The sequence below is a fragment of the Spongiibacter marinus genome (assembly GCF_016906995.1).
Lineage (GTDB): Bacteria > Pseudomonadota > Gammaproteobacteria > Pseudomonadales > Spongiibacteraceae > Spongiibacter > Spongiibacter marinus.
The window spans coordinates 11904-34799 of record NZ_JAFBBD010000012.1; the positions used below are offsets into that span (position 1 = coordinate 11904).

A 22896-nucleotide genomic window follows, 5' to 3' on the forward strand; every position below is an offset into this window, starting at 1 on the left:
GTAGATAAATGTCTCATTTGTACAACGCACTGGGTCGCGCTCTGGTATTTGGCGCAGCGGTGGCCTTGAGTGCCTGCGGTGGTTCCTCATCAAGCAGTAATAGCGTTTCGACGCCTGGTGTTGATAACAGCGTTGAGCAACCCGTTGATGGCAACGCCGACACCCTGCGCTTTATTTTGCTGGGTGACAGCGGCAGCGGCAGCGATGGTGCCTATGCAGTCGGGCAGGCGATTGAAAAAGTCTGCGCGGCTCGCGGGTGCGACCTTGTTCTTGGATTGGGCGATAATATCTATGAGTCCGGGGTGAGCTCGGTGATGGATAGCCAGTTCGAAGAAAAGTTTGAACAGCCTTTTGCCCCCGTTGATCTGCCGTTCTATTTTGTTTTGGGTAACCACGACAACACCGAATTTTTCGGTGGCGATGGTGCGGGAAATGCCAACGGTGATTTCCAGGTTGACTACCATTATCGCGACAGCGAACACCCCGATGCGCCCCGTGCCAGTGACCGCTGGAAGATGCCTGATCGCTACTACCGTTTTACTCAGGGGCAGCAGGAAAATGGCCAGCCCTTGGTGGAGTTCTTCGCCATTGACTCCAGCCAGGTGGCTGGCGGTTTCCCCGATAGCGATGAAAATTACGCCTACAACAGTTACGGTCTGGCGCAGGCGCGTTGGTTGAAAGCGTCAATCGATGCCAGTCAGGCCAAATGGAAAATGGTGTTTGCTCACCACCCCTATGTTTCCAATGGCAGCCACGGCAATGCCGGTAATTATGACGGCGTCCCCGGCTTCTTGCTGCCGGTTCTCGCGGGCGAGCGCTACAAGGCCTTCTTAGAAGAAACCATGTGTGACCGTGCCGACTTTTTCTTTGCGGGCCACGACCACGACCTGCAGTGGCTAATGCCGACGCCATCGTGTGGAAAGACGGAGTTCATTCTATCTGGCGCGGGAAGTAAAACCCGCAGCCTGGTGCGGCGCGACGAAAACCCCGTGTTCTACGAGCGCGGCGACAGCTACGGGTTTTTCTGGGTAGAAATCAAAGGCGACCGCATGCGTGGCGAGGCCTATGAGGTTGATCCCAATGACCCTGCTTTAGGACTGGGCTCGCTCTCCGACCCCCAGCCGGCTTATGGCCGTCAAACACCGCAACAGCCCTCACAGGGACTGGCGGCAAGCGATGCCTTTAGCAACCCCCTGCAGGGCGATCCGAGCTTTGACGTGTCGTCGGAGCAGGGCAACCTCGACCCTGTACAGGAGCAATTGCGCGCTGGTTTTGATGGTTTGGCTGCAGCCGTACCAGAAGAGAATTTGGCGGCAGTCATCGCCTCGCTGGGCGCTGCGACGGAAGGCTTGATTGAAGTTGTGGACGCGCTGGCAAGTGGCGCCCAAGCTGCTGCGACTGAGCAAAACCCGGAATTGATACTGGCGGGTTCTGCCAGGGCGTCGCAGGCGTTGCTGTACTCGTTGCAGCAGTTGCAAGCCATTGCCGACCGCGATGATTTACCCGCGCCGTTTGACCAGTTAGCGCCGGCACTGGATGCTTTCAAAGCCGCCAATAACCAAGGTGGTGAGCAGCAGGCGGCAGACTTGCGCAGTTTGACTGACCCGCTGCGGGGCCTGGCTGGCAATATTCAGGGCATAGTCGATGCCATTGAAGAAGAGGCCGGTATCGTCCCAGTGGTGGGTGGTAGCTTTGCCCTGCTGTCCGAGCTATTACTGGACGTGGGCCGCAGCATCGACGCCATCGGCAATGTCAGCGTTAGCGAGCTGGGGCAAGTGCTGTCTTCTACTGTGGAAGACCTGTTGAATAATATTCTCGTGGGTGTGATCCCCATTGAGCAGTTTGCGCCGGCTGAAGTGACTCAGGCCATCGGTTTGGGGCCGGCCTTCCTGAGCAGCGCTTTGCTGGCCGTCACCCGAGAATTGGGCTTCCATATTGATAACTTGCTGTTGTCTCAGTTGGATCCGCTGATCGGCGCTCTGGATCAACTGCTGTTGCGACCGCTGTTTGATGCCTTAGCGGGACTGTCTGAATTCTAGTGAGCAGCTACGGAGCAGTTTATCGAGATCGATGTGCTGCTCCACGCTGTCGGCAATGCGGTCTAGATTCGTTTCTATGACCGCGTCGTAATTGTAGGCAGCCTGCTCGGTGGCACCAGCCCAGGTGAGCAGCTGTTGCCGAGCGTGGTCATCGTCGAACAAACCGTGGATATAGCTGCCCAGTACTTGTCCGTCTTCGCTGATGGCGCCGTCAAGGTGGCTTCCCAAATCGGCAAAATGGCGCTTGAGGCCGGCGCCCTCACTGACCCCAGCGTGAATTTCATAACCGCGGATTGAGGTCGTTTTGCCGTTTAGATGGCAGTGCCCGCTGACTTGGCGCAGGGTTTTCTCGCTGGCCAGTGTGGTGGTGATATCAAGCAGGCCTAAGCCCTCACTGCTACCGGCCGGGCCTTCAATACCCAGCGGATCGTGCAGTTCACTGCCCAGCATTTGAAAGCCGCCGCAAATCCCCAACACTTTGCCACCGTAACGCAAATGACGTTTGAGCTGATCGGCCCAGCCATTGTCGCGCAGCTGTTGTAAGTCAGCGCGCACGCTTTTGCTGCCGGGTAGGATGAGCAAGTCGCAAGGCGGCAGTACCTCGCCCTTGCGTACGAAGCAAAGGTCAACATTGGGGTGCAGGCGAAGGGCGTCGAAGTCGGTGTGATTACTGGTGCGGGGCAATACAGGTACCGCCACCCGCAAACTGATATCCTCGCGAATTTGCTGGGTATCAATGGCATCCTCGGCTTCCAGGTGCAGGTCGTGCAAATAGGGTAGTACACCTAATACGGGCTTGCCGGTGCGCGCTTCCAACCAGTCCAACCCGGATTGCAGCAGGGCAATATCGCCGCGAAAACGGTTGATGACGAACCCAACAACCCGCGCTTGTTCGCTTTCTGACAACAACTCCAGCGTGCCCACTAAATGCGCGAAAACGCCACCGCGATCGATATCCGCAATCAGTATCACCGGGCAGTCAACCGCTTCTGCAAACCCCATGTTGGCAATATCGTTCGCGCGAAGATTGATTTCAGCGGGGCTGCCGGCGCCCTCCACCACAACCCAGTCATATTGTTGAGTAAGGCGCTGGTGGGACGCTAATACCGCCTTTCGTGCAGTCGCTTTATAGCCGTGGTAGTCCTGCGCCTCCATATTGCGCAGGGCCTGCCCGTGAATTATCACTTGTGCGCCGGTGTCACTGTTGGGTTTAAGCAGAACCGGGTTCATATCGCTGTGGGCGGGTAGTCCGCAAGCCCGTGCCTGCACGGCCTGGGCGCGGCCGATTTCCTTGCCATCGGGGGTGACGGCGCTGTTAAGCGCCATATTCTGTGGCTTGAACGGCGCGACATGTAAGCCGCGGCGATGCAGGGCGCGACACAGTGCGGCGACGAGAACGCTTTTGCCGGCATCGGAGGTGGTGCCCTGAACCATTAGCGTATTAGTCATCGTCTGCCTCGTTCTCGGTTTGCCAGCCATCCTCCATAATGAGTGTGTGGAGGGGGCGGCGTTGATCCCACTGCGCCGTTTCCAGCATTGGGCGGTCGTAAAATTCCTCTACGGGTCCCAGACATAGCAGGGCAATGGGGTGGCTACCGGCCGGCATTTTTAGCAGTGCCTTCAAGGGTTCTGGCTCAAATAGCGATACCCAGCCCATCCCTAAGTTTTCGGCGCGTGCAGCCAGCCAAAGGTTTTGTATGGCGCAGGCGGCGGACGCCAGGTCCATTTCCGGCAGCGTGCGGCGGCCGAACAGGTAGCGCTCTCGCTGGTCGCACAGTGCCACCACAATGAGTTCGGCGCACTCGCGTATACCTTCTACCTTGAGCTGTAAAAACTCACTACCGCGTTCTTCCAGTGCCTCGGCTGAGGCAGTGATCTCCTGCTGCACCAGGTCATAGAGTTGTTCCCGGAGCCGGGGCTTGCGGATGCGGATAAATCGCCAGGGTTGCATGTAGCCGACGCTGGGCGCTTGGTGTGCGGCGCTTAGCAGGCGTGTCAGTGTGGTGTCGTCAATCTCGCCACCGGTGAAGTGACGCATATCCCGCCGCGCGGCAATCACGCGATAGATGGCGTCGATATCGTCGCGGCTAAAGTCAGTTTTCATTGCCGGTATGTCGCTGAGTGCGGGGAATAAAAACGCGCTGGCCTTGGTCTTCGAGTACGGTAAGTGGTTGCCGATACAGTTTTTCCAGGGCGGGGGCTTGCAGCATGATCGAGGCGTCTCCCCAGCAGGCATTGCCGTCGGGGTAGAGCAGAAGTAGCTGATCGCAGTAACGCGCTGCCAGGTTGATGTCGTGCAGGCAAAGCAGAACGGCATTTCCTTGTGCGGCCTGTTCGCGCATCATCGACATGACCGCAACTTGGTGGTGAAGATCCAAGTGATTGCCGGGCTCGTCGGCCAGCCAAATATCCGCTTGCTGAGTCATGGCGGTGGCAATGGCCAGGCGCTGTTTTTCACCGCCGGAAAGGCTGCTCACCAGGCGCTGCTCCATGCCACTTAACTCCATTCGCGCAAGTGCTGCGCGAGCGATCTCAAGGTCCTCGGCAGACTCCATATCCCAGGCGCTTAAGAAGGGGTGGCGGCCGATCATCACCGATTCCATCACCGTTGCCGGGAAGCTGTCCGAGCGCTCCTGAAAGACAACCGCCATTTGCTGGGCGATTTGCCGCCGGCGCAGCCGTTGAATGGCCGAACCTGCGAGATATACCGAACCTTTACGAGGTTTGCGCAGCCCGGCCAAGGTATGGAGTAGGGTGGTTTTACCCGCGCCGTTGGGGCCGAGAACGCCCCAAACTTCGCCGCGCTGAATCGCAAAGTTGAGCTCGCTGCCATCGCTGCGACCCGGCACATCAATGCAAAGCTGGGCGGCTTGTAACAAGACCTCGCTCACTATCGGCTCCGGTATAACAGTAGCAAGAAGGTGGGAACGCCGAGCAGGGCGGTGATAACGCCAACAGGTAATTGCTCTGGTGCGATGATGGTTCTGGCCAGCGTATCTGCCAAGGTGAGCAGTGCACCGCCTGCCAAGGCGCAGGCGGGGAGAATCAGCCGCTGGTCATTCCCCAGTATCAGCCGCAGCATGTGTGGCACGACCAAGCCGACAAAGCCGATGCTGCCGGCGGTGGTGACCGCCAAGGCGGTGAGTAGGCTGGCGGCAATATAAATACTCCACTCCATGGGCTTAACGGCAACGCCCAGCGCCGCTGCTTGCAGCGGGCCGCGCGCCATTGCATTGAGGCTGCGCCCGAGTGGCAGCAGAAGCAGAGACAGAGCGAGCAGAGTCGTCAGTGCTGGCCACGGGCTGCGAGCATAGGCGAGATCCCCCATCAGCCAGAACAGCATGCCGGGCAGGCTTTCGGTGGGGGCAATGGCAAGCATAAAGGTGACCACGGCTCCCCATCCCGCCGCAATAACCACACCGGTAAGCAGTAAGCGTGTGGGTGTCCAGCTGCCGGTGCCGTGGGCTAAGCCGAATACCGTGATCGCCGATACAATGGCGCCGATGAATGCCGAGCCTGAAACCGCCGCACTGCCCAGACCAAGCAGCATGGCGCTAAGGGCGCCCACCGCCGCGCCTCCGGAAAGGCCGAGAACATAGGGATCCGCCAGCGGGTTGCGCAGCAGCACTTGCATAAGTGCGCCCGCCACGGCCAGTAGCCCGCCGGTGGCAAACGCGGCGAGGCTGCGTGGTAATCGTAGGTCGAATATCAGGGTGTGATGCAGGGGGTCTCCCTCTCCTTGCAGCACCGCCCACAGCTCCGCGGTGCTAATGGCGACACTCCCAGTGCTTACACTAAGCGCAACGGCCAACAGCGCGCCGAGGCTGAGTAGGGCGAGTGCGGGTAGCAGGCGCGGGGTGTGATAGCTAGCGGCGGCCACGTGCGGTGTCCAGGTGCTGGCACAGCATACGGGTGCCGCTGAGGAGTCTTGGTGTTGGCCGTTGCAGAGTAGAGGGTGGAATAAAGAACAGATTATCTCTCTGCACGGCCAGCAGGCCTGAGTAGGGGCGCCAGTCGTCCAGCCAGCTGCGATTTTCTTCTCCCATGCCGCCGGCGATAATGGCTTCGGGGTTGGCGGCTAACACGGCCTCGTGGTCGATGCGAGCAGCCAAGCGCGGCAGGTTGCCAAAGACGTTTATGCCGCCGCACAGGCGTGTCGCTTCGCTAATGAGGTGTTGGTCGTTAACCGTCATTAAGGGGTTAACCCAAATTTGCTGAAAAACGCGAACGCTCTCAGCGTTCTGGTACTGCTTGCGCAAGGCGGATATGCCGTGGTCAAAATGCTCGGCGGCGGCATTTGCTGCGGGCTCGCTGCCGGCCAGCTCGCCAAAACGGCGCAGGGTGCGACTAACATCGTCAAAGCCGCGCAGCTCGCTGTAATACACCTTAAGCCCCAGTGCTTCGAGTTGCGCCAGTTGCTCTGTCGGGTTGCCACTGTGCCAGCCGATTAGCAGGTCCGGTTTTAAGCTGAGAATCGCTTCGAGGTCAAAACGGTTGTAGCTGCCCACTCTCGGCAGGGCTTTCGCTTCATCAGGGTAGTCACTAAAGCTGACGGCAGCGATTAATTTATCGCCCGCGCCTGCGGCATAGAGCAGCTCCGTCGCACCGGGTGACAGAGCGATAATGCGCGCAGCCGGAGCATCCAGGCAAACCTTTACGTTGCGGTCATCGTCAACGCAGCGCTCACTGCCAGCGCTGGCTATGTGCGCGAGCAGTAGGCTGAGTACGACAAGCAGGCGGCGCATCAATACTCCACGCCTTTTCTCGCCTTAATGCCCGCGCGAAAGGCGTGTTTTTTATCATCGATCATCGATACGGTGTCGGCCAGTTCTTTGAGGGCTGGCGGCGCACCACGGCCAGTAATAATCACGCTCTGCTCCCGAGGGCGGTTGCGCAGCGCTTCGTAGACTTCTTCGGCGTCGATGTATCCGTACTTCAGTATGTAGGTCAGTTCGTCGAGCAGCACTAAGTGTAATGAAGCATCGTTCAACAGTGTTTTCGTTTGCTGCCAGGCTTGCTGAGCGGCTTCGCGATCGCGTTCCCGGCTTTGTGTTTCCCAGGTAAAACCGGAGCCCATCACAATGAAAGGCACCTCGGGACAGCGCTGTTGCAAGAAATTTCTCTCACCGCAATCCCAGGTCCCCTTGATGAACTGCACCACCGCGGCCTTGTAGCCGTGACCAATACAGCGAATCACCGTGCCAAAGCCCGAGCTGGATTTCCCCTTGCCCGGCCCGCTTAAGACGATAAGCACGCCGCGCTCTTCGGTCGCTTTCGCGACCTTGGCGTCGATCAGTGCCTTCTTCTTCTGCATGCGCTGTTGGTGGCGCTTCTCTTCTTCATTCATTGTGACGGAGCTCCATCGCAGTCTACGCGTTCGCCTTAGGGGGCGTAGGTCACGCTTAGCAGGGCTTCACGCCCAATTGACTCATAGTTGCCGAGGCTGAAGTGTCTGGCGCTAACGTAGTCTTTGTCAAACAGGTTCTTTACCAGCAGTTGCAACTTGAGGCTGTCATTGATCTGGTAGGAAACACCGGCATCGACCAGGCCGTAGCCCGGCAATTCGTCGGTATTGCTGGTGTTTTCGTAGCGGTCACTGGTCAAGCGAACACTGGCATTGACTCCCCATTGCTGCCATTGACGGTCAACATCGATGTTCACCTGGCTATCGGCACGGCGGCGCAACTCCTTGCCTGAATTTTTGTCTTCGGTATCCAAGAGCGTTGCATTGGCTTCGATATGCCACTGTCTTACTACGGTTGCTATGCTTAGCTCCAGGCCCTCGATGCGCGCTGATTCAATTTGGTCCGGCCCGAAGGTGGCTGGGTTGTATTGAATGAGCTTATCCACGTCATTGATGAAATAGTTAACGCTCCACTGTCCCCAGGCGTGTTTACCGCGCAACTCCAGTTCCCGGTTTTTTGAGCTTTCAGGCTCGAGGTTGGGGTTGCCGTAGCCGGGGTAGTACAGGTCGTTAAAAGTGGGGGCGTTGAAGCCCTCGCCGTAGGAGGCGATCAATTTCATGCCCATGGGTAAGTCCAATCCGGCGGCGGCGTTGCGGGTGTCATGAGAGCCAAATTGCTCGTTGCTGTCATGGCGCCAGCCCAGTGCGTAGTCGATGCGGCCATAGTCGGCTTGCCATTGCGCAAAGCCTGCATTGTTCTCGCGTTCGTCTTTGCCGTAGCTCAGCGTGCTGTCGACTTCGTCATTAATATGCTCGCCGCCCAGGGTGAGTACGTGGTGTTTACCGAGCTGCCAGTCATTCTGGGCGGTGAATTGCTTGCGAGTTGTTTCGAATACATCGCCGCGAAGATTCGCGGCAACCAACGCGGGGTCGCGATAGCGATAGCGCGTTTGGCTTTCATCGGTAGATTGGCCCGCGGTGAGCTTCAGTGCCCAGTTGTCGCTTAGCTGAAATTCACCGCGCAAACCCGCGACGGTCACTGTGCTGTCTGTGTAGGGCTCGCAGCCAAAGTTATTGGGAAACGGTGAGTAGCAGTTGGTGTCGTATTCGCTCTCGCTATCGCTGTGCTGGTACAGCGCGTGAACTTTGGCGCGTGCGTTAAAGCGATGTGACACGCTGAAATTGATAGCCTGCTGCTCAAAACCGTCGTCATCGCCGTGGCGCAGCGCCTTGCTTGTGGTGTTGTCGACGCCGTCGGTCTCCTCGTACAAGCCGCTTAGGCTGAACTGAGTGTCGGCGTTTCCGCCGTTCACAGCAGCAACCGTTTTAACAGTGCCCTGGGTGCCCGCGCTAAGTTGTGCAAAAGGTTTCACACCATCGGTGTCGTGGTACTTCTTGGTGATGATGTTAATGACACCGCCAATCGCCTCGGAACCATACAAGGCTGAGCGAGGCCCGCGAACAATTTCTACGCGCTCGATCAGCTCCGGGGGCAAGTTAGTGAGCGAGGGGCTGCCCAGTGTTGCTGAGCCTACCCGCACGCCGTCAACCAACAACAGCGTATGGTTGCTTTGGTTGCCGCGAACAAACAAGCTGGTGGCGGCGCCGCGGCCACCGTTGCGCACGAAGCTGATGCCAGCGGCGCGAGAAAGCAATTCCTGCAGGTCTAGGGGTGCGATACGTTCGATATCGGCACGCTCGAATACCGTGACCGGCGCCAGTACTTCGGCAATGCTTTGCTCAGTGCGTGTGGCGGTAACGACGGTAGTTTCTATTTCACCAGCGCTGGTAATCAGCGGGCTGGATAAGGCTGCAAGCAGAGCAGTGTTCACAGCAAGTGGACGGTTTTTCATGACTTACCTCAAAGCTAAAAATAGGAAGCAATGAGGGAGGGATAGTGGTGATATACAAGTATATGACCGCTGATGAAGCCCTCCGCTACATCGGGTGATAACTGATTAGGCCGGTTCCGGGCTCTCACCAAAGGTGATTACCGTTGCGGGGGCAGCGTCGGTCTTGTCGAGTGGTCGACTCACCGAACTTCCCGTTTAACCCTCAAACTAATGTCTTTGGGCACCTAACACAGGCGGCGCAACTCTATTCGGGCGCGAAGGCGTTGTCAAATTGTATACATCGGCACGTTGCTATTAGCGTGCGAAGAATTTGCTTAGGGTTACCAGTATGCTGCAGCGCTGCGAAGCGGTTATTTGATGTTGTGGGTTTTGCGGTATTGGCCCGGAGACTGGCCGTGCCAGCGCCGAAAGGCGCGGGTGAAGCTTGCTGTATCCAGGTATCCGAGCTGGGCGGCGAGTTCTTCCAGCGTCATCAGGGAGTTTTTTAGCAGTTGCTCGGCGAGTGAGCGTCGCTCGTCATCAACCAGTTGCCGGAAGCTGGTGTTCTCCTCTTCAAGGCGACGACGCAGGCTGCGCGGTGAGATCGCCAGTGCTGCCGCCGTGTCTTCCAGTGTTGCGCTTAGCCCGAGTTGACAGAGGATTTGGCGACGGACTTGTCCGGCGGTTCCAGTTTCCTGCCGACGTGCCAATTGCGTGCGGCACTGGTCTTCCAGCATTCTCACCAGGTGCGGATCGTAAGTGGGAAGCGGTCGGTCGGCGTCTTCCGGGGCGATTAACACGGCGGTTCGCGGTGCAGCGAAATGTGGGTTCCAGGCAGCTAAGGTCTCGCTTTTCTCAAGCTCCGCGGTTTGCAATAAGTCCAGCTCCACGGCTTGCACGGTAATGCCTGACAAACCCAGTTCACGCAGTAAATTAAGCGCAGTTGCCAAATCTCGAAGCTTCAGAAATTCCCTGAGCTCCAGTGGGATCGTATCGCCGTTGAGGACAACGCCGAAGTGCGTGTCGTTGTCGATCAGGCTCAGTTGGCAGTAGGCAGTGCTTAGCGGCAGATAGCGCATGGCATGTTGCACGGCATCTCGCAGGCTGCGGCAGGTGCGAAGCGTGAAGCCCCATAAGCCGAAGGTGGCGATGTTGTAGCGCAGGCCCAGTTCAAACCCGATGGCGGGGCTGCCGCCAAGGGCATGCATCACATTCGCGATGACCTGCATTTCCTGCTCGCGGGTAATCAGGCTTTCTGTTTCGGCAAGGTCGCTGTCGGAAATACCGGTGTTTAGCAGGCAGCATTGTTGGCTAACGCCGCGCTCGGCTGCAAAGTTGACCATGACCTGGGCCATGGTAATTGGGTGAAGAATATCCGCGTTCATCGCCCGGCCAGCTCCGTCTGCCGCCCCAGCCGGCACGCGATGTGTGGTGGTCTGCTATGCCCTGATGACGGCCAGAAATGCCCTTCTGGTTGAGCGACGCTGTCTGTAGTGTGCTGGCCTGTCATCAATGCTCGGAGAATAATCGGTGGAAAAGAATCATAGCACAGCTAATCGGCGGGCTATTGTGGTGGCCAAGCGCTACATGGGAGAGTTTGCCTGGCCAACGGTGCTACTCACTATGTTAGTTGTCGGTGCTTTTATTGCTAACTTGGCACTGTTCATCGCCGGTGTGGTGCCGTGGTGGCTGGCGACGCTGGTGTATGCCGCGCTCACCTACATGGCCTACACGCCTTTGCACGAAGCCACCCACGCGAATATTCATGGTGATCATGCATCGTTGAAATGGCTGAACGATGCCTGTGGGTTTGTTGTTGCCCCCATTATTATGATCCCTTACGCATCGCACACGGTGGAGCACTTTACCCATCACCGCTATACCAATCAGCAGGGTAAGGACCCGGACTATATGCTCCACAAAATGGGCGACGGGTGGTGGGCCTTTCTGGTGACGGGCCTGCGGTTTTTTTGGCTGCAAAACCGCTTCCTTTATGCGACCCGCTGGCACAAGGTGTCTGGCCGCGAGCGGTTGATTTATTTGGGTGAAATTGCGTTTTCTGTGAGCTGGCGTATCGCCTTGGTGGCGTGGGTGGCCACGCCGGCGATTGTTGCATTATTGATCGTGGGCTACTTCCTTGGTGGCTTCTTTACGGCCTACTGGTTTGCGTATCGTCCGCACCTGCCTTACCGCGACGCTGAACGCTACCGCAATACCTGCAGTATGATCATGCCGCGTTGGATGAAGCCATTTGAATGGTTCTGGCTGGGACAAAACCTGCACTCCATTCATCACCTCTTTCCCCGCGTGCCGTTTTATCGCTATCACGCCGTTCACAGGGAAATCGAGCCGATTTTGCGCGCAGAGCAAACGCCGATTATCGGTATTTTTAGCCGCGAACCTGTGGAGCCTTGATGGGCACGGTGGCAAATGCCTGGGTCTGCGGCTGGGTACAGAAGCCTGTGGCTTATTGGCCCGGAAGGGCCTTTAGTTGCTCTAGCAGCTGCCGGTTGATGGGCATGGCAATACCGTGTTGCTCTGCCACGCGACAGAGGTAGCCCGTGATGTAGTCGATCTCACTGCGGCGACCGGACTCGATGTCTTGTAACATCGATGAGCGGTTGAGGGCGGTATTTGCGACGACGTCCAAGACTTGCTCCCGCAGGCCGTCAAAGACATCGCCGAGTTGCAAATGCGGCGCCAGGCAGAGCGCCTCGTCGATGACGCCGTGCAGTTGCTGAAGCGCCTGAGGATTGTCCAACAGCTCGCCGTTGCGGCAGCGATACAGCGCCGTTAAGGGGTTGATGGCGCAGTTGATAATGAGCTTGCGCCACAGGGCTTGCTCGATGTTCGGGTCGGGGGTAACAACGAGCGGCCCGACGCTGAGTTCTCTCGCCAGGGCTTTATCATTTGAGCCGCCGCCAAGCAGCGTGCGACCGCGACCCGCGTGCACGACCTGAAAAGGAGCGGGGCGAAATGCTCCTTCCGTGGTGACGGCGTGATAGCACTGCAGGTCGGGCCGAAGTTTGAGCAATTCTTCGCGCACGCCCAGGCCATTTTGAAGCAGTACCACGCAGGCACCCGAGGCCAAGCGAGGGCTGATAGACGCGACGGCTGACAAGCTGTCTGGTGCTTTGGTGGTAAGGAGTAAACGCGCTATCGGCGGGCCGTTTTGTTCGCATGACTCTGCCGCCAGTGGCAGCAGTTCAGCACTCCCTGCCAGAGTCGCGAGAATTCCCCCTGCCATTTTAAACTGCGAAAGTCGTTCGTCGCTGCGTAGCAGCAATGTGGTTGGCAGGTCATGTTTAACGGCGTAGCTGGCCCACAGGCTGCCTATCGCGCCTGCGCCAAGTATGTGCCAATGTGAGCGGTGTGAGGTCATGGTGGCAGCTTACGTGATGGCCGCGGTGTGGAGCAACGGTGCTGTTTGCGCGCGTCAGCCCTTGTTACACTTGTTCCCGTTCATTTGTATAGGAAGAACCTGAATGCCGTCGTTTGATATCGTGTCTGAAGTGGATTTGCACACCTTTACCAATGCCCTTGATCAGGCCAACCGCCAGTTGGATACCCGCTTTGATTTTCGCGGTGTTGAAGCCAGCTTCGAGCGCGAGGGGCTCAATGCCACGGTGTTGGCGGAGGCGGAGTTTCAGCTGACTCAGATGGAAGACATACTGCGCAGCACCCTGATAAAGAACAAGATCGACCCGAAGGCGATGGAACTGGGCGACATGGAAGGCTACGGCAAGCAAGTGCGGCAACGGGTGACCATGAAAAATGGTTTGGAGTCGGATCTGTGCCGCAAGATCATCAAGCTGATCAAAGACAGCAAGCTGAAAGTGCAAAGCCAAATTCAGGGTGATCAGGTGAGAGTCACCGGTAAAAAACGCGACGACCTCCAGCAGGTAATGGCGCTGTTGCGCGATGCTGATCTAGAGCAGCCCCTGCAATTCAATAATTTTCGCGATTGATTGCACCGACTCCGGCCTCTGGGCCGCAGCCCAATTAAGGATAGGCAATAATGCAGCCCCAGCCGTCACCGGACGTCACCGACCTGCCATGGTATCGAGCCATTTTTACACAGCAGATGTTTATCTGCGTGCTTACTGGGTTGGCCTCGGGGTTGCCGTTGTATTTCCTCATTCAACTGGTGCCAGCGTGGCTGCGCAGCGAGGGAGTGGGGCTAACCGAGATCGGCTTATTTGCCCTGGTGGGCTTCCCGTATAACTGGAAGTTTGTATGGGCACCGTTGATGGACCGCTATGTGCCGCCGTTTTTGGGCCGCCGGCGCGGGTGGATGTTGATCACGCAGATCGCTCTCATGCTGTCCATGGCGGCACTGGGTTTTATTGACCCGACGATGTCTGTCGGGTTGGTTGCCTACGTGGCGGCGGGGGTCGCTTTTTTTAGCGCCAGCCAGGATGTTGTGCTGGACGCGTATCGCCGTGAGCTTCTGAAGGACGAGGAGCTGGGGCTGGGCAACGCGATACATGTGCAGGCCTACCGCTTGGCCGGTTTGGTGCCGGGTTCTCTCGGGGTGATCATGGGGGACTACTTCCCCTGGAGCACGGTGTTCATGGTGATGGCCGGCTTCATGCTCATCGGTGTTGCGATGACCTTCTGGGTAAGCGAGGCCGGTGAGGACAGCGCGGCGCCCCTTACCCTGCGCGCGGCAGTGGTCGAGCCATTTAAGGAGTTTGTGCAGCGCAACGGGCTGGGCAGTGCCGTGTGGCTGCTGACCTTCCTGTTTCTATACAAGCTCGGTGACAATATGGCCACCGCGCTGTCGTCGCCTTTTTACTTGGATATCGGTTTTAGCCTCACGGAAATTGGCACGATCGCTAAAACGGCCTCGCTGACGGCCGCGATTATTGGCGGTTTGGTGGGCGGCGTGATAATGATTCGGCTGGGCATCAATCGCGCGCTTTGGCTATTTGGTGTGGTGCAACTGCTGAGCATCTTTGGCTTTGCGGCATTGGCTGAAATCGGGCCGAATCGCCTGGTATTAACCTTAGTGATTATTTTTGAATACCTGGGTGTGGGTTTAGGCACCGCTGCCTTTACCGCCTTTATTGCCCGGGCAACAACACCGGCCTATGCGGCCACGCAGTTTGCTTTGTTCACTGCGCTAGCAGCGCTGCCGCGCACCTTTGCGAATGCCACCACCGGCGCTATTGTTGAAGTGGTCGGTTGGACGAACTTCTATTTGCTCTGTGCCGGCTTGGCGATCCCCGGTATGTTGATGCTGATTAAGGTCGCGCCGTGGTCGGCAGAGCGTTAATTCTGATCAGGCCACCGGCATCGCTGCCACGCGATTTTGCCGTCGGGTGAGGCACTGCCTTCATCAATTAGTCGTGAGAGCTGTCGACGATAAGCCTCGGAATTGTGTGGGAAACTGATTTTGCCTTGTGCATTGATAACGCGGTGCCAAGGCAGGGTGTTCTGATCGGGAAGTTGGCTGAGCTGGCGCCCAACCCAGCGGGCCCGGCCGGGCAGCCCTGCTTGGCGGGCGAGCTCGCCGTAGCTGCATAAGCGGCCAGGAGGAATCTGACTCAGCGCCAGCAGTAGCTGACGCCGAGCTTGGTCGGAAGGCTTATTCGTCAAGGTTGCGAATACGCTCCCAGTAGTCTTCGTAGAAGAAGTCGACCTTTCCGGTTTCCAGCGAGTACTCCGCGCCCACGACCATTAGCTTCCCTTCGCTAATCAGCTGTTCCAATGTGGATGAACCGCTGCAAAGGTGCTCTACCGAGGTCCGTACATTGGCACGTACCGCCTGCTTAACCAGTTCCTCTGGGTTGTCTTTTAACTCGGTGACTAGCAGGGTTTCCACGGCTGGGCGCACGCGCTTAACAATGGAGTGTAGGGCGGAGGTGGGGATTTTGGAGTTGCCACTCAGTGCGTCTACCGTGGCTTTGACAGCGCCACAGCGCGAGTGACCCAGCACCACAACCAATGGCGTGCCAAAGTTGAGGGCGGCAAATTCAACACTGCCGATGCCCGACGGGGCTACAACATTGCCGGCTACGCGAATAACAAACAGATCGCCCAGCGTTTGGTCAAACACCATCTCAGCGGGAACCCGCGCATCGGAGCAACCCAAAATGATGGCGAAGGGGCTTTGCTCCTCAACCAACTCGGGTTTTTTATTTGATATGTAGTCTTTGTTTTCAGCCAGCTTTTCAACAAAGCGGGTATTGCCTTCTTTTAAACGCGCAAGCGCTTCCTGAGCATTGATCATTATCTACCTTTATATGTGTTTTCTGTCGAGTGTTACAGCCAATCGCTGATCAGCACGCCAAAACCGACGCTCTGCAGCGAGTTATTGTATTCGATCAGGCTTTCGCCATAACCATTAAAGTATTTTACATAAGCTTTGATCTTGGAACTAATCGGAAAGCTCCAGCCGATTTCCACTGCACCACGGTTGTCGCTGCGCAAGTTGTTGCGCAGCATCACGCTGAGTGTGCGGTCTTTCCATTGATAGAAGCCCATCCACTCAAAGTGGCCGAGATAAAATTCGATGTCGCGGTTATCGTCGTCATCGGCGGCCTCGGGGATGCGGTACCAGGGCTTAAAGGTCATGGCGAAGCGGTCGTGCTCAAACACCATATTGAGCATGATGCGATTCCAGCTGCGTGACAACGGCTCGCCGCGGCCGTTGGACTGATGGTTAAATATTAGCTGGTTGCCCACATTGCGAATCCCTTTCCATTGCCAGTCGTTGCTGTAACTGAGAATGAGCTCGGGCTCGTGGTTGGTCTCGCGAAACGGTGCGGAAAACTCCTTGTTGTAGGCCTGCCAGAAGGAGCGGTTGGTATAGGCGCCGCTGAGAATGCCGCCCCCGAGGATTCCCTTGGCGATGTGTACTTTTACACTGAGCTGAAATTCGACCTCAGTGCTATCAACATTTTCCTCTTTGATCGGCAGCGACGAGCTGTAGTCTGCGGTGTCGTCGCGCCAGGACAGGGGAAGCAAGTAATTGGCGCGGTGGGGGGTGAGTACAAAGGGGTTGTCATCGGTGAAGCGCTCTAGTGCAACACGCTCTTCGACAACGCCCTTGGTTTGTTTGCGAATATGCTCTTCGGCAGCATCGGGGCCTTGAAGGCGCTGTTGGCACTGTTCGCGCAGTTGGCCGAGCGTGATCTCGTCGGAGGCACTCTGAGCGGCCAGCGATAGGCATTCTTCCATATCCATCGCTGGTGTTGGCGCACTCGACGGTGCGGCGTAACTTTTTGAAATATATGGTGTTAGCAGCAGTAATAAGGCGACGCGAGCGAGGTGCATAGGGCTGAGGTCTCGAAGGTGGTAGAGGTCGCAGTGGCGTTGCTGACATAATAAGTTGTCAGCAAGGCGGGCACTAGGCGCTTTGGTTTTTTTCTTTCCTTGGGGCTAAAGACGGCACCACTTTTGATTCATCAGGTCAGCATAACTATGAGAGTCCTATTTAGTATTTTTGTCATCGCCCCCATCTTGGAAATGTGGCTGCTTATCGAGGTTGGGGGGCTGATCGGTGCCCTGCCTACGATCGCGTGTGTATTGCTAACCGCGTTAATCGGCGCCACATTGCTGCGCCAGCAGGGCGTGTCTACGTTATTGCGTGCGCGCCAGCGCCTGGATCATGGTGAGGTGCCCGCCAGAGAGATACTCGAGGGCCTGATGTTGGCAATCGGCGGCGCACTACTGCTCACACCGGGCTTTATTACTGACGCGGTGGGGTTTGTCTGCCTGATTCGCCCCTTGCGCAACGCCGTTATTGACCAGATGCTGCGCCGCGGCGTTATTCAGATGCAAGCCGGTGGTTTCAGCGCCAGTGGCGGCCCGCGCGGCAATTCTTCGGGCGCGGAAGGGCGCCGCGAGCCTGGCCATATCACCATCGAAGGTGAATACCGAAAAGAAGACTAAAAATTTTCACTCTTTGCCCTTGAAAAGCATTTTCTCGCCCCCAGTTACCTGAGCAGCCCACGGTGACTGCATGTCCAGTCTGCGCGATGGGAAACCTGATGATTCCCGATCCGTGTGAAAGGGAGGTCGCCAAGTAGGTAATCACTACCTGGCGGTGCCGGAATGTCCGGTCAAATAAAAATCTGTTCATTGATTTAATGGAGATTGATCAAGATGAAAATTCGTCCCTTATACGACCGTGTAGTGGTTCGTCGTAGCGAAGAGGAGCAGACCAGCGCCGGCGGTATCGTTTTGCCCGGTTCTGCCAAAGAGAAGCCTAATCAAGGCGAAGTATTGGCTGTAGGCGAGGGCAAATTGCTGGAAAACGGTGAGTTGCGCCCTGTTGGTGTCAAGGTTGGCGATCGTGTGATCTTCGGTCAGTACTCTGGTAACGCCGTTAAAGTCGACGGTGAAGAGCTGATTGTTCTCGGTGAGTCTGAAATCTTCGGTGTTATCGAAGGCTAATTTCTAGCGCTCAATTGAATCAACGAATTAGTAGGAAGGTAAGACAATCATGGCTAAAGACGTAGTATTTGGTAACGAAGCCCGCCAACGCATGGTGGCTGGCGTTAACACCCTGGCAAACGCTGTTAAGGTAACGCTTGGTCCCAAGGGCCGCAATGTTGTTTTGGACAAATCATTTGGTGCGCCAACCGTAACAAAAGATGGTGTCTCTGTTGCCAAAGAAATCGAGCTTGAAGACAAGCTGGAGAACATGGGTGCCCAGATGGTCAAAGAAGTGGCTTCTAAAGCTTCTGACGACGCGGGTGACGGCACCACCACTGCCACCGTACTGGCCCAGGCCATTGTTAACGAAGGCCTGAAAGCGGTCGCTGCTGGCATGAACCCAATGGACCTGAAGCGCGGCATCGACAAGGCAATCGCGTCAGCAGTTGAAGAAGTTAAAAAGCTGTCTATCCCCTGTGCGGACAGCAAGGCCATCTCTCAGGTTGGCACCATCTCGGCCAACAGCGACAGCCACGTTGGCGCCATCATTGCTGAAGCGATGGAGAAAGTCGGCAAAGAGGGTGTGATCACTGTAGAAGAAGGTCAAGGCCTGGAAAACGAGCTGGATGTTGTTGAAGGTATGCAGTTTGATCGCGGCTACCTGTCTCCTTACTTCGTGAACAACACCGACAACATGTCTGTTGAGCATGACAACCCCTTCATCCTGTTGGTTGACAAGAAAATCTCCAATATTCGCGAGTTGTTGCCGCTGCTGGAGAACGTTGCGAAGGCCAGCCGTCCACTGGTGATTGTTGCTGAAGATGTTGAAGGCGAAGCTCTGGCAACACTGGTTGTTAACACTATGCGCGGTATCGTTAAAGTGGCTGCGTGTAAAGCGCCTGGCTTCGGCGACCGCCGTAAGGCCATGCTGCAAGACATCGCCATCCTGACCGGTGGTACTGTGATCTCTGAAGAAGTTGGTCTCGACCTGGAGCAAGCGACTCTGGAGCACCTGGGTACCGCTAAGCGCGTAACCATGGACAAAGAAAACACCGTGATCGTTGACGGTGCCGGCCAAGCGGGCGATATCGAAGCACGCGTTGCCGAGATTCGCACTCAGATCGAAAACACCAGCTCTGATTACGATCGTGAGAAGCTGCAAGAGCGTGTAGCCAAGCTGGCTGGCGGTGTTGCCGTGATCAAAGTGGGCGCAGCCACTGAGATCGAAATGAAAGAGAAAAAAGCCCGTGTTGAAGATGCGCTGCATGCAACACGCGCGGCAGTTGAAGAAGGCGTTGTACCTGGCGGTGGTGTTGCCCTGGTTCGCGCAATCAGCAACCTGGCTGCGGTAGAAGGCGACAATGAAGACCAGCTGGCGGGTATTAACGCCGCGCTGCGTGCGATGGAAGCTCCCCTGCGTCAGATTGTGACTAACGCGGGTGACGAAGCCTCTGTAGTACTCGACAAAGTGCGCTCTGGCGAAGGTAACTTCGGTTACAACGCTGGCAACGGCACCTACGGTGACATGATGGAAATGGGTATCCTCGACCCAGCCAAAGTGACCCGTACTGCTCTGCAGGCGGCCGGTTCGGTGGCAGGTTTGATCATCACTACTGAGTGCATGATTGCCGACGCACCGAAAGATGAAGCGCCAGCGATGCCTGATATGGGCGGCATGGGCGGCATGGGTGGTATGGGCGGCATGATGTAGTGCGACGAGAGTCGTGCTGTGTTGACCTACTCCGATAAGGGGTAGGTAACGATACTGCCTCATTTGGGGCAGTATCACGCACCACTAACCATGATGTAGTGCTCGGGAGCCAACCTTCGTGTTGACTCCCGCATCTTGGCCTAGTACGGTGCAAGCGTCGAAGGGCACTTCGACGTATTTATAAGCGTGTCTCCCGGACAGCGAAATACACGCGGCGATCTACGGATTGTCTGTCCAATCTCAACAACATCACCCAATGAGTTCATTACTCTACGCGGTGTACCTCTACCAACGGGATTTGCAGGTTCAATACTGCGAAGCTCGACGGTTTCTTTATATCTAGCTGACGGCACCTTATGCGTGGCTTATCCTCAACTAACTACTCGATCTCTGATTGAGAAGTCCTCAACTCGTCCACAGTTTCTCGCCTGAGAAGCGGTGTACATGTCTCATTGAGACAAAACCAACACAGCGACTGAAGCTGTTTCAGTGATTGTCTGACTCATGGGCACATGAGGAGCAGACCTGTTGTGCAGCCAACAGTAGCCTAGGGATAGTGCGATACCTTAATGGGTATGGTGCGAAGCTTCCTGACAATGTAACCCCGGTTCGCCGGTGCTATCCCCTCGCGAGGGGGGATAGCAGATCCTGCTAGTGACATGCGGGTGAGGTGCTAGGCTAGGTGGCATGGTTAACATACGTGAACGACTGATAAACGCCGTCAACCGCGCGGAGCCTAAGTCACTGATAGGCTTCAACCAAAATGGTGTGTAGCTTGGTTGCCCTTTTTACATCTGGGGGCACGCTGACCAATACAGCTACCGGCGAATACGTCGAACCTAAACCACCTCTGTCACTGAAATGGAACTCGGTAAGACCGTAAGCCCGCCTCGAAATTTGAGGCAAGTGAACCCGCAAGGGTCGCCGATGGGGGTGCGGTTAAAGGATGGCAGAAAAAGCGAAGGCCCTTTTGTAATCAAAGGGATAGGAGTTCGGACTTTGCTCCGACCGGAAACGGTGCAGACTTCTGCCTGGTCTTTACTTGCGTAACTGTTTGTAAAGTTCTCTATACCAAATTCGATGGGTCTCTGTGCCTGTCGATCAACTGAACAATCTGTCCCTGCTGGGGTGAAGACTATCTTCCCCAGTGGGGGCTGGTCTCCACTCCACCAGGTGGCACGTTGTGCAATCTGGAGGAAAGCAAGATGCGTGTTAATCCATTAACACCTGCATCCTCCCACCCTGCCGAAGGTTGGCATTCAATTGACTGGGAAACCTGTCATAGAAGGGTGAGGGGACTACAGGTCAGGATCGCAAAGGCAGCCAAGAATCAGCAATGGCGTAAGGTGAAAACCTTACAACGGATGCTGGTTCGCTCGTTCGCAGCCAAAGCGTTGGCTGTTAAGCGGGTCACTGAAAACCGGGGCAAGAATACGCCCGGTGTTGATGGCGAAAAATGGGATACACCTGATGGTAAGTGGAATGCTGTGCACCGGCTGACGCGAAAGGGTTACAAGCCCAAACCGCTACGCCGGGTGTATATCCCGAAGGCTAACGGCAAGCGCCGCCCTTTGGGGATTCCGACGATGACTGACAGGGCTATGCAAGCGCTTCATCTGCTGGCTTTGGAGCCTGTGTCGGAAACAACGGCAGACCGAAACTCCTACGGTTTTCGCCCAATGCGAGCAACTGCGGACGCGATTGAGCAGTGTTTTGTCAATCTAAGCCGCAAAAGCTCAGCATCATGGGTGCTGGAGGGGGACATCAAAGGGTGTTTTGACAATATCGACCATGAGTGGCTAATCGCCAATGTCCCTATGGACAGGACGATACTCCGCAAATGGTTGAAGGCGGGTTTTATGGAATCGGGTCGATTCAATCCGACAGCAGCGGGAACACCGCAAGGTGGCATTATCTCGCCAGTGTTGGCCAACTTGGCACTAGATGGTTTGGAGTCTGTGTTGGAAGCTCAATTTGGGCAGAAGAACACAAAAGCCAGCTACAAGACCAAGGTCAACTATGTGCGTTACGCGGATGATTTCGTCATTACCGGTATCTCGAAAGAGTTGCTGGAGGGCGAAGTTAAGCCTCTCGTTACGGCCTTCATGGCGGAACGGGGGCTTTCTCTGTCAGACGAGAAAACCGTAATCACGCATATATCGGAGGGTTTTGACTTCCTCGGGCAGAATGTACGCAAGTACGGCGATAAGTGCTTGATAAAGCCAAGTCGCAAGAACGTGAAAACATTTCTGCGCAGTGTGAGGGATGTGTTGAACGCCAACAAAACGGCACCGGCTTGGTGGATAGTACAAAAGCTCAACCCGATGATTCGGGGCTGGGCCAACTACCACCGGTCAATCGTCGCTAAGGAGGTATTCAATTATGTCGATTACCGCATTTGGAAGATGCTCTGGCAATGGTGTAAGCGTCGGCATTTAAATCGGCGCAAACGCTGGATTAAAGACAAGTACTTTATGACGGCGGCTACCAGAAGCTGGGTGTTTTTCGGGGTTGCTCCTAGCGGACAGCGGGCTTGCCTGCTCTACGCAAACGACACTCCGATCAAGCGACATACCAAGATCAAAGCGGAAGCCAATCCTTATGATCCGGCCTTTGAGTATTACTTTGAGCAGCGCCTAGAGCGAGCGATGAGGGACTCGGGGCGGGGGAACGGGAAAGTGTTGATGCTCTGGTTTCGACAGGAGAAGCGCTGCCCAATGTGCAAGCAGTATATAACGCAAGAAAGCGGGTGGAATATCCATCACGTGATCGAGCGGCACAAAGGCGGTTGTGACTCACTGGAGAATTTGGTGTTGTTGCATCCCAATTGTCATCGGCAGTTGCACAGCGGTAGCAACTAGATATGGTGTTTGTGCATGTGGTAGTATTCAAAATGTAGTATTGCTTATTTCCCTATGGGTGATCAGATGGAGGGTCATGTTTTGACCAAACTTTTGAGTTTCCCCAAATTTCGCCTGACTTTGCAGAGTTAGGTGTCGGCTAGAAGGGGAAAATAAGTCGAGAGCTAGTAGGAAGTGCTTCTACCCAGAGGATAAGGCGGAGTGATTCTGCCCCCAAAGGGCGAGGCCTACCTCGAACTGCAATTTGGGGTTTGACTGTTATGGGTGCTGAGTCGGCCGACACAAGAGTTGGCGGCGGAATCCAGAATCTGGGATTCAGGATCATTCAAAGCTAACACCAAGACTAATTCTTGGCATCCGCTCTCAACCTTTAATTGAATACGACTGAAGCTTTATGCACATTATGCCGGCTTGCTAGACAACTAGCGGGCTTGTAAAGGCTTGAGCCGTATGCGGGGAAACTCGCACGTACGGTTCTTAGGGGGCGGGGGTTGCAGTAATGCGCCCTTGCTACCCGACAGCCCACACATCCATAAAAATGAGAGCCCCGCACCGCGGGGCTTTTTTTTGGTTCTTCGTAAATTCAGGTGGGTAGGTTGCAAAAACAGGCGGGTTATCGGTTGATAGTAATCGACCAAAACCACCAGCAACCGACTTCCCGCCT

The 22896-nt window shown here is 56.1% G+C and carries 20 protein-coding genes and 1 riboswitch; of the genes, 8 read left to right on the forward strand and 12 right to left on the reverse strand.

Annotated features, from left to right (window positions below; genetic code table 11):
• The first annotated feature begins 8 nt into the window (after window positions 1–8).
• Window positions 9–2039, forward strand: coding sequence for a metallophosphoesterase (locus HNR64_RS16035; protein WP_204997420.1), 2031 nt, complete (start codon window positions 9–11; stop codon window positions 2037–2039).
• Here HNR64_RS16035 and HNR64_RS16040 read toward each other — a convergent pair.
• The 8 genes from HNR64_RS16040 to HNR64_RS16075 all read right to left on the reverse strand — a co-directional run bounded on the left by HNR64_RS16040 (window position 2016) and on the right by HNR64_RS16075 (window position 10660).
• A complete protein-coding gene (locus HNR64_RS16040) occupies window positions 2016–3488 on the reverse strand; it encodes a cobyric acid synthase (protein ID WP_204997421.1) in 1473 nt (490 codons plus the stop codon). The genes HNR64_RS16035 and HNR64_RS16040 overlap by 24 nt on opposite strands.
• On the reverse strand, window positions 3481–4143 hold the full coding sequence (gene bluB / locus HNR64_RS16045) for a 5,6-dimethylbenzimidazole synthase (RefSeq protein ID WP_204997422.1): 663 nt from the start codon (window positions 4141–4143) through the stop codon (window positions 3481–3483). The genes HNR64_RS16040 and bluB overlap by 8 nt, the downstream gene beginning before the upstream one ends.
• Window positions 4133–4930 carry an ABC transporter ATP-binding protein gene (locus HNR64_RS16050; RefSeq protein WP_338061865.1) on the reverse strand — a complete coding sequence of 266 codons (798 nt, stop codon included), beginning with the start codon at window positions 4928–4930 and terminating at the stop codon, window positions 4133–4135. Before HNR64_RS16050 ends, bluB begins: the two co-directional genes overlap by 11 nt.
• Entirely contained in the window at window positions 4930–5919 is a 990-nt protein-coding gene (locus HNR64_RS16055) for an iron chelate uptake ABC transporter family permease subunit (protein WP_204997423.1), read from the reverse strand. The genes HNR64_RS16050 and HNR64_RS16055 overlap by 1 nt, the downstream gene beginning before the upstream one ends.
• Complete coding sequence (locus HNR64_RS16060; protein ID WP_204997424.1) at window positions 5906–6784, reverse strand: cobalamin-binding protein; 879 nt, start codon at window positions 6782–6784, stop codon at window positions 5906–5908. The genes HNR64_RS16055 and HNR64_RS16060 overlap by 14 nt, the downstream gene beginning before the upstream one ends.
• Entirely contained in the window at window positions 6784–7386 is a 603-nt protein-coding gene (gene cobO, locus HNR64_RS16065) for a cob(I)yrinic acid a,c-diamide adenosyltransferase (RefSeq protein ID WP_204997425.1), read from the reverse strand. The genes HNR64_RS16060 and cobO overlap by 1 nt, the downstream gene beginning before the upstream one ends.
• A 35-nt stretch (window positions 7387–7421) precedes the next feature.
• Window positions 7422–9296, reverse strand: coding sequence for a TonB-dependent receptor domain-containing protein (locus tag HNR64_RS16070; protein ID WP_204997426.1), 1875 nt, complete (start codon window positions 9294–9296; stop codon window positions 7422–7424).
• Window positions 9297–9387: 91 nt separating this feature from the next.
• A riboswitch (cobalamin riboswitch) is annotated at window positions 9388–9539 on the reverse strand.
• A 107-nt stretch (window positions 9540–9646) separates the two neighbouring features.
• A complete protein-coding gene (locus HNR64_RS16075; RefSeq protein WP_204997427.1) occupies window positions 9647–10660 on the reverse strand; it encodes an AraC family transcriptional regulator in 1014 nt (337 codons plus the stop codon).
• A gap of 145 nt (window positions 10661–10805) precedes the next feature.
• Here HNR64_RS16075 and HNR64_RS16080 point away from each other — a divergent pair, with 145 nt between their 5' ends.
• The gene (locus HNR64_RS16080) at window positions 10806–11690 is read left to right on the forward strand and encodes a fatty acid desaturase family protein (protein ID WP_204997428.1); all 885 of its coding nucleotides are present in this window, start codon (window positions 10806–10808) and stop codon (window positions 11688–11690) included.
• A 52-nt stretch (window positions 11691–11742) separates the two neighbouring features.
• Here HNR64_RS16080 and HNR64_RS16085 read toward each other — a convergent pair whose 3' ends face one another.
• Window positions 11743–12657: a 2-dehydropantoate 2-reductase gene (locus HNR64_RS16085; RefSeq protein WP_204997429.1), complete on the reverse strand. Its 915-nt coding sequence runs from the start codon at window positions 12655–12657 to the stop codon at window positions 11743–11745.
• 103 nt (window positions 12658–12760) lie between these two features.
• On the opposite strand from HNR64_RS16085, the gene HNR64_RS16090 reads away from it, so the two are divergent.
• Window positions 12761–13243 (forward strand): YajQ family cyclic di-GMP-binding protein, encoded by a 483-nt coding sequence (locus HNR64_RS16090; protein WP_204997430.1) that lies wholly within the window; start codon window positions 12761–12763, stop codon window positions 13241–13243.
• A 50-nt stretch (window positions 13244–13293) separates the two neighbouring features.
• Entirely contained in the window at window positions 13294–14553 is a 1260-nt protein-coding gene (locus HNR64_RS16095) for an AmpG family muropeptide MFS transporter (RefSeq protein WP_239547929.1), read from the forward strand.
• Here the strand turns inward: HNR64_RS16095 and HNR64_RS16100 are convergent.
• The 3 genes from HNR64_RS16100 to HNR64_RS16110 are packed head-to-tail and all read right to left on the reverse strand — an operon-like array spanning window position 14550 to window position 16556.
• Window positions 14550–14876, reverse strand: a complete 327-nt coding sequence (locus tag HNR64_RS16100; protein ID WP_204997431.1) for an MGMT family protein — start codon at window positions 14874–14876, stop codon at window positions 14550–14552. The two genes, HNR64_RS16095 and HNR64_RS16100, sit on opposite strands and share 4 nt — an antisense overlap.
• Window positions 14866–15510, reverse strand: a complete 645-nt coding sequence (locus tag HNR64_RS16105) for a carbonic anhydrase (RefSeq protein ID WP_204997432.1) — start codon at window positions 15508–15510, stop codon at window positions 14866–14868. Before HNR64_RS16105 ends, HNR64_RS16100 begins: the two co-directional genes overlap by 11 nt.
• Window positions 15511–15542: 32 nt before the next feature.
• A complete protein-coding gene (locus tag HNR64_RS16110) occupies window positions 15543–16556 on the reverse strand; it encodes a phospholipase A (RefSeq protein WP_204997433.1) in 1014 nt (337 codons plus the stop codon).
• A gap of 147 nt (window positions 16557–16703) precedes the next feature.
• Between HNR64_RS16110 and HNR64_RS16115 the strand changes: the two genes are divergently transcribed.
• The 4 genes from HNR64_RS16115 (at window position 16704) to ltrA (ending at window position 22232) form a co-directional block, all read left to right on the forward strand.
• Entirely contained in the window at window positions 16704–17174 is a 471-nt protein-coding gene (locus HNR64_RS16115; protein ID WP_204997434.1) for an FxsA family protein, read from the forward strand.
• 213 nt (window positions 17175–17387) lie between these two features.
• The gene (locus HNR64_RS16120) at window positions 17388–17678 is read left to right on the forward strand and encodes a co-chaperone GroES (protein ID WP_027874494.1); all 291 of its coding nucleotides are present in this window, start codon (window positions 17388–17390) and stop codon (window positions 17676–17678) included.
• A 46-nt stretch (window positions 17679–17724) separates the two neighbouring features.
• Window positions 17725–19371: a chaperonin GroEL gene (gene groL, locus HNR64_RS16125; RefSeq protein ID WP_204997438.1), complete on the forward strand. Its 1647-nt coding sequence runs from the start codon at window positions 17725–17727 to the stop codon at window positions 19369–19371.
• 1205 nt (window positions 19372–20576) lie between these two features.
• Entirely contained in the window at window positions 20577–22232 is a 1656-nt protein-coding gene (gene ltrA, locus HNR64_RS16130; RefSeq protein ID WP_204997435.1) for a group II intron reverse transcriptase/maturase, read from the forward strand.
• Window positions 22233–22896 lie beyond the last annotated feature (664 nt).

Excerpts from the sequence above, each read along its gene's own strand:
- HNR64_RS16115 (WP_204997434.1), top strand. The coding sequence starts at position 16,704 with ATGAGAGTCCTATTTAGTATTTTTGTCATCGCCCCCATCTTGGAAATG.
- HNR64_RS16120 (WP_027874494.1), top strand. The coding sequence starts at position 17,388 with ATGAAAATTCGTCCCTTATACGACCGTGTAGTGGTTCGTCGTAGCGAA.
- HNR64_RS16090 (WP_204997430.1), top strand. The coding sequence starts at position 12,761 with ATGCCGTCGTTTGATATCGTGTCTGAAGTGGATTTGCACACCTTTACC.
- HNR64_RS16070 (WP_204997426.1), bottom strand. The coding sequence starts at position 9,296 with ATGAAAAACCGTCCACTTGCTGTGAACACTGCTCTGCTTGCAGCCTTA.
- HNR64_RS16105 (WP_204997432.1), bottom strand. The coding sequence starts at position 15,510 with ATGATCAATGCTCAGGAAGCGCTTGCGCGTTTAAAAGAAGGCAATACC.
- HNR64_RS16085 (WP_204997429.1), bottom strand. The coding sequence starts at position 12,657 with ATGACCTCACACCGCTCACATTGGCACATACTTGGCGCAGGCGCGATA.
- HNR64_RS16095 (WP_239547929.1), top strand. The coding sequence starts at position 13,294 with ATGCAGCCCCAGCCGTCACCGGACGTCACCGACCTGCCATGGTATCGA.
- ltrA (WP_204997435.1), top strand. The coding sequence starts at position 20,577 with ATGCGTGTTAATCCATTAACACCTGCATCCTCCCACCCTGCCGAAGGT.
- HNR64_RS16035 (WP_204997420.1), top strand. The coding sequence starts at position 9 with ATGTCTCATTTGTACAACGCACTGGGTCGCGCTCTGGTATTTGGCGCA.
- bluB (WP_204997422.1), bottom strand. The coding sequence starts at position 4,143 with ATGAAAACTGACTTTAGCCGCGACGATATCGACGCCATCTATCGCGTG.
- HNR64_RS16060 (WP_204997424.1), bottom strand. The coding sequence starts at position 6,784 with ATGCGCCGCCTGCTTGTCGTACTCAGCCTACTGCTCGCGCACATAGCC.
- cobO (WP_204997425.1), bottom strand. The coding sequence starts at position 7,386 with ATGAATGAAGAAGAGAAGCGCCACCAACAGCGCATGCAGAAGAAGAAG.
- HNR64_RS16075 (WP_204997427.1), bottom strand. The coding sequence starts at position 10,660 with ATGAACGCGGATATTCTTCACCCAATTACCATGGCCCAGGTCATGGTC.
- HNR64_RS16110 (WP_204997433.1), bottom strand. The coding sequence starts at position 16,556 with ATGCACCTCGCTCGCGTCGCCTTATTACTGCTGCTAACACCATATATT.
- HNR64_RS16040 (WP_204997421.1), bottom strand. The coding sequence starts at position 3,488 with ATGACTAATACGCTAATGGTTCAGGGCACCACCTCCGATGCCGGCAAA.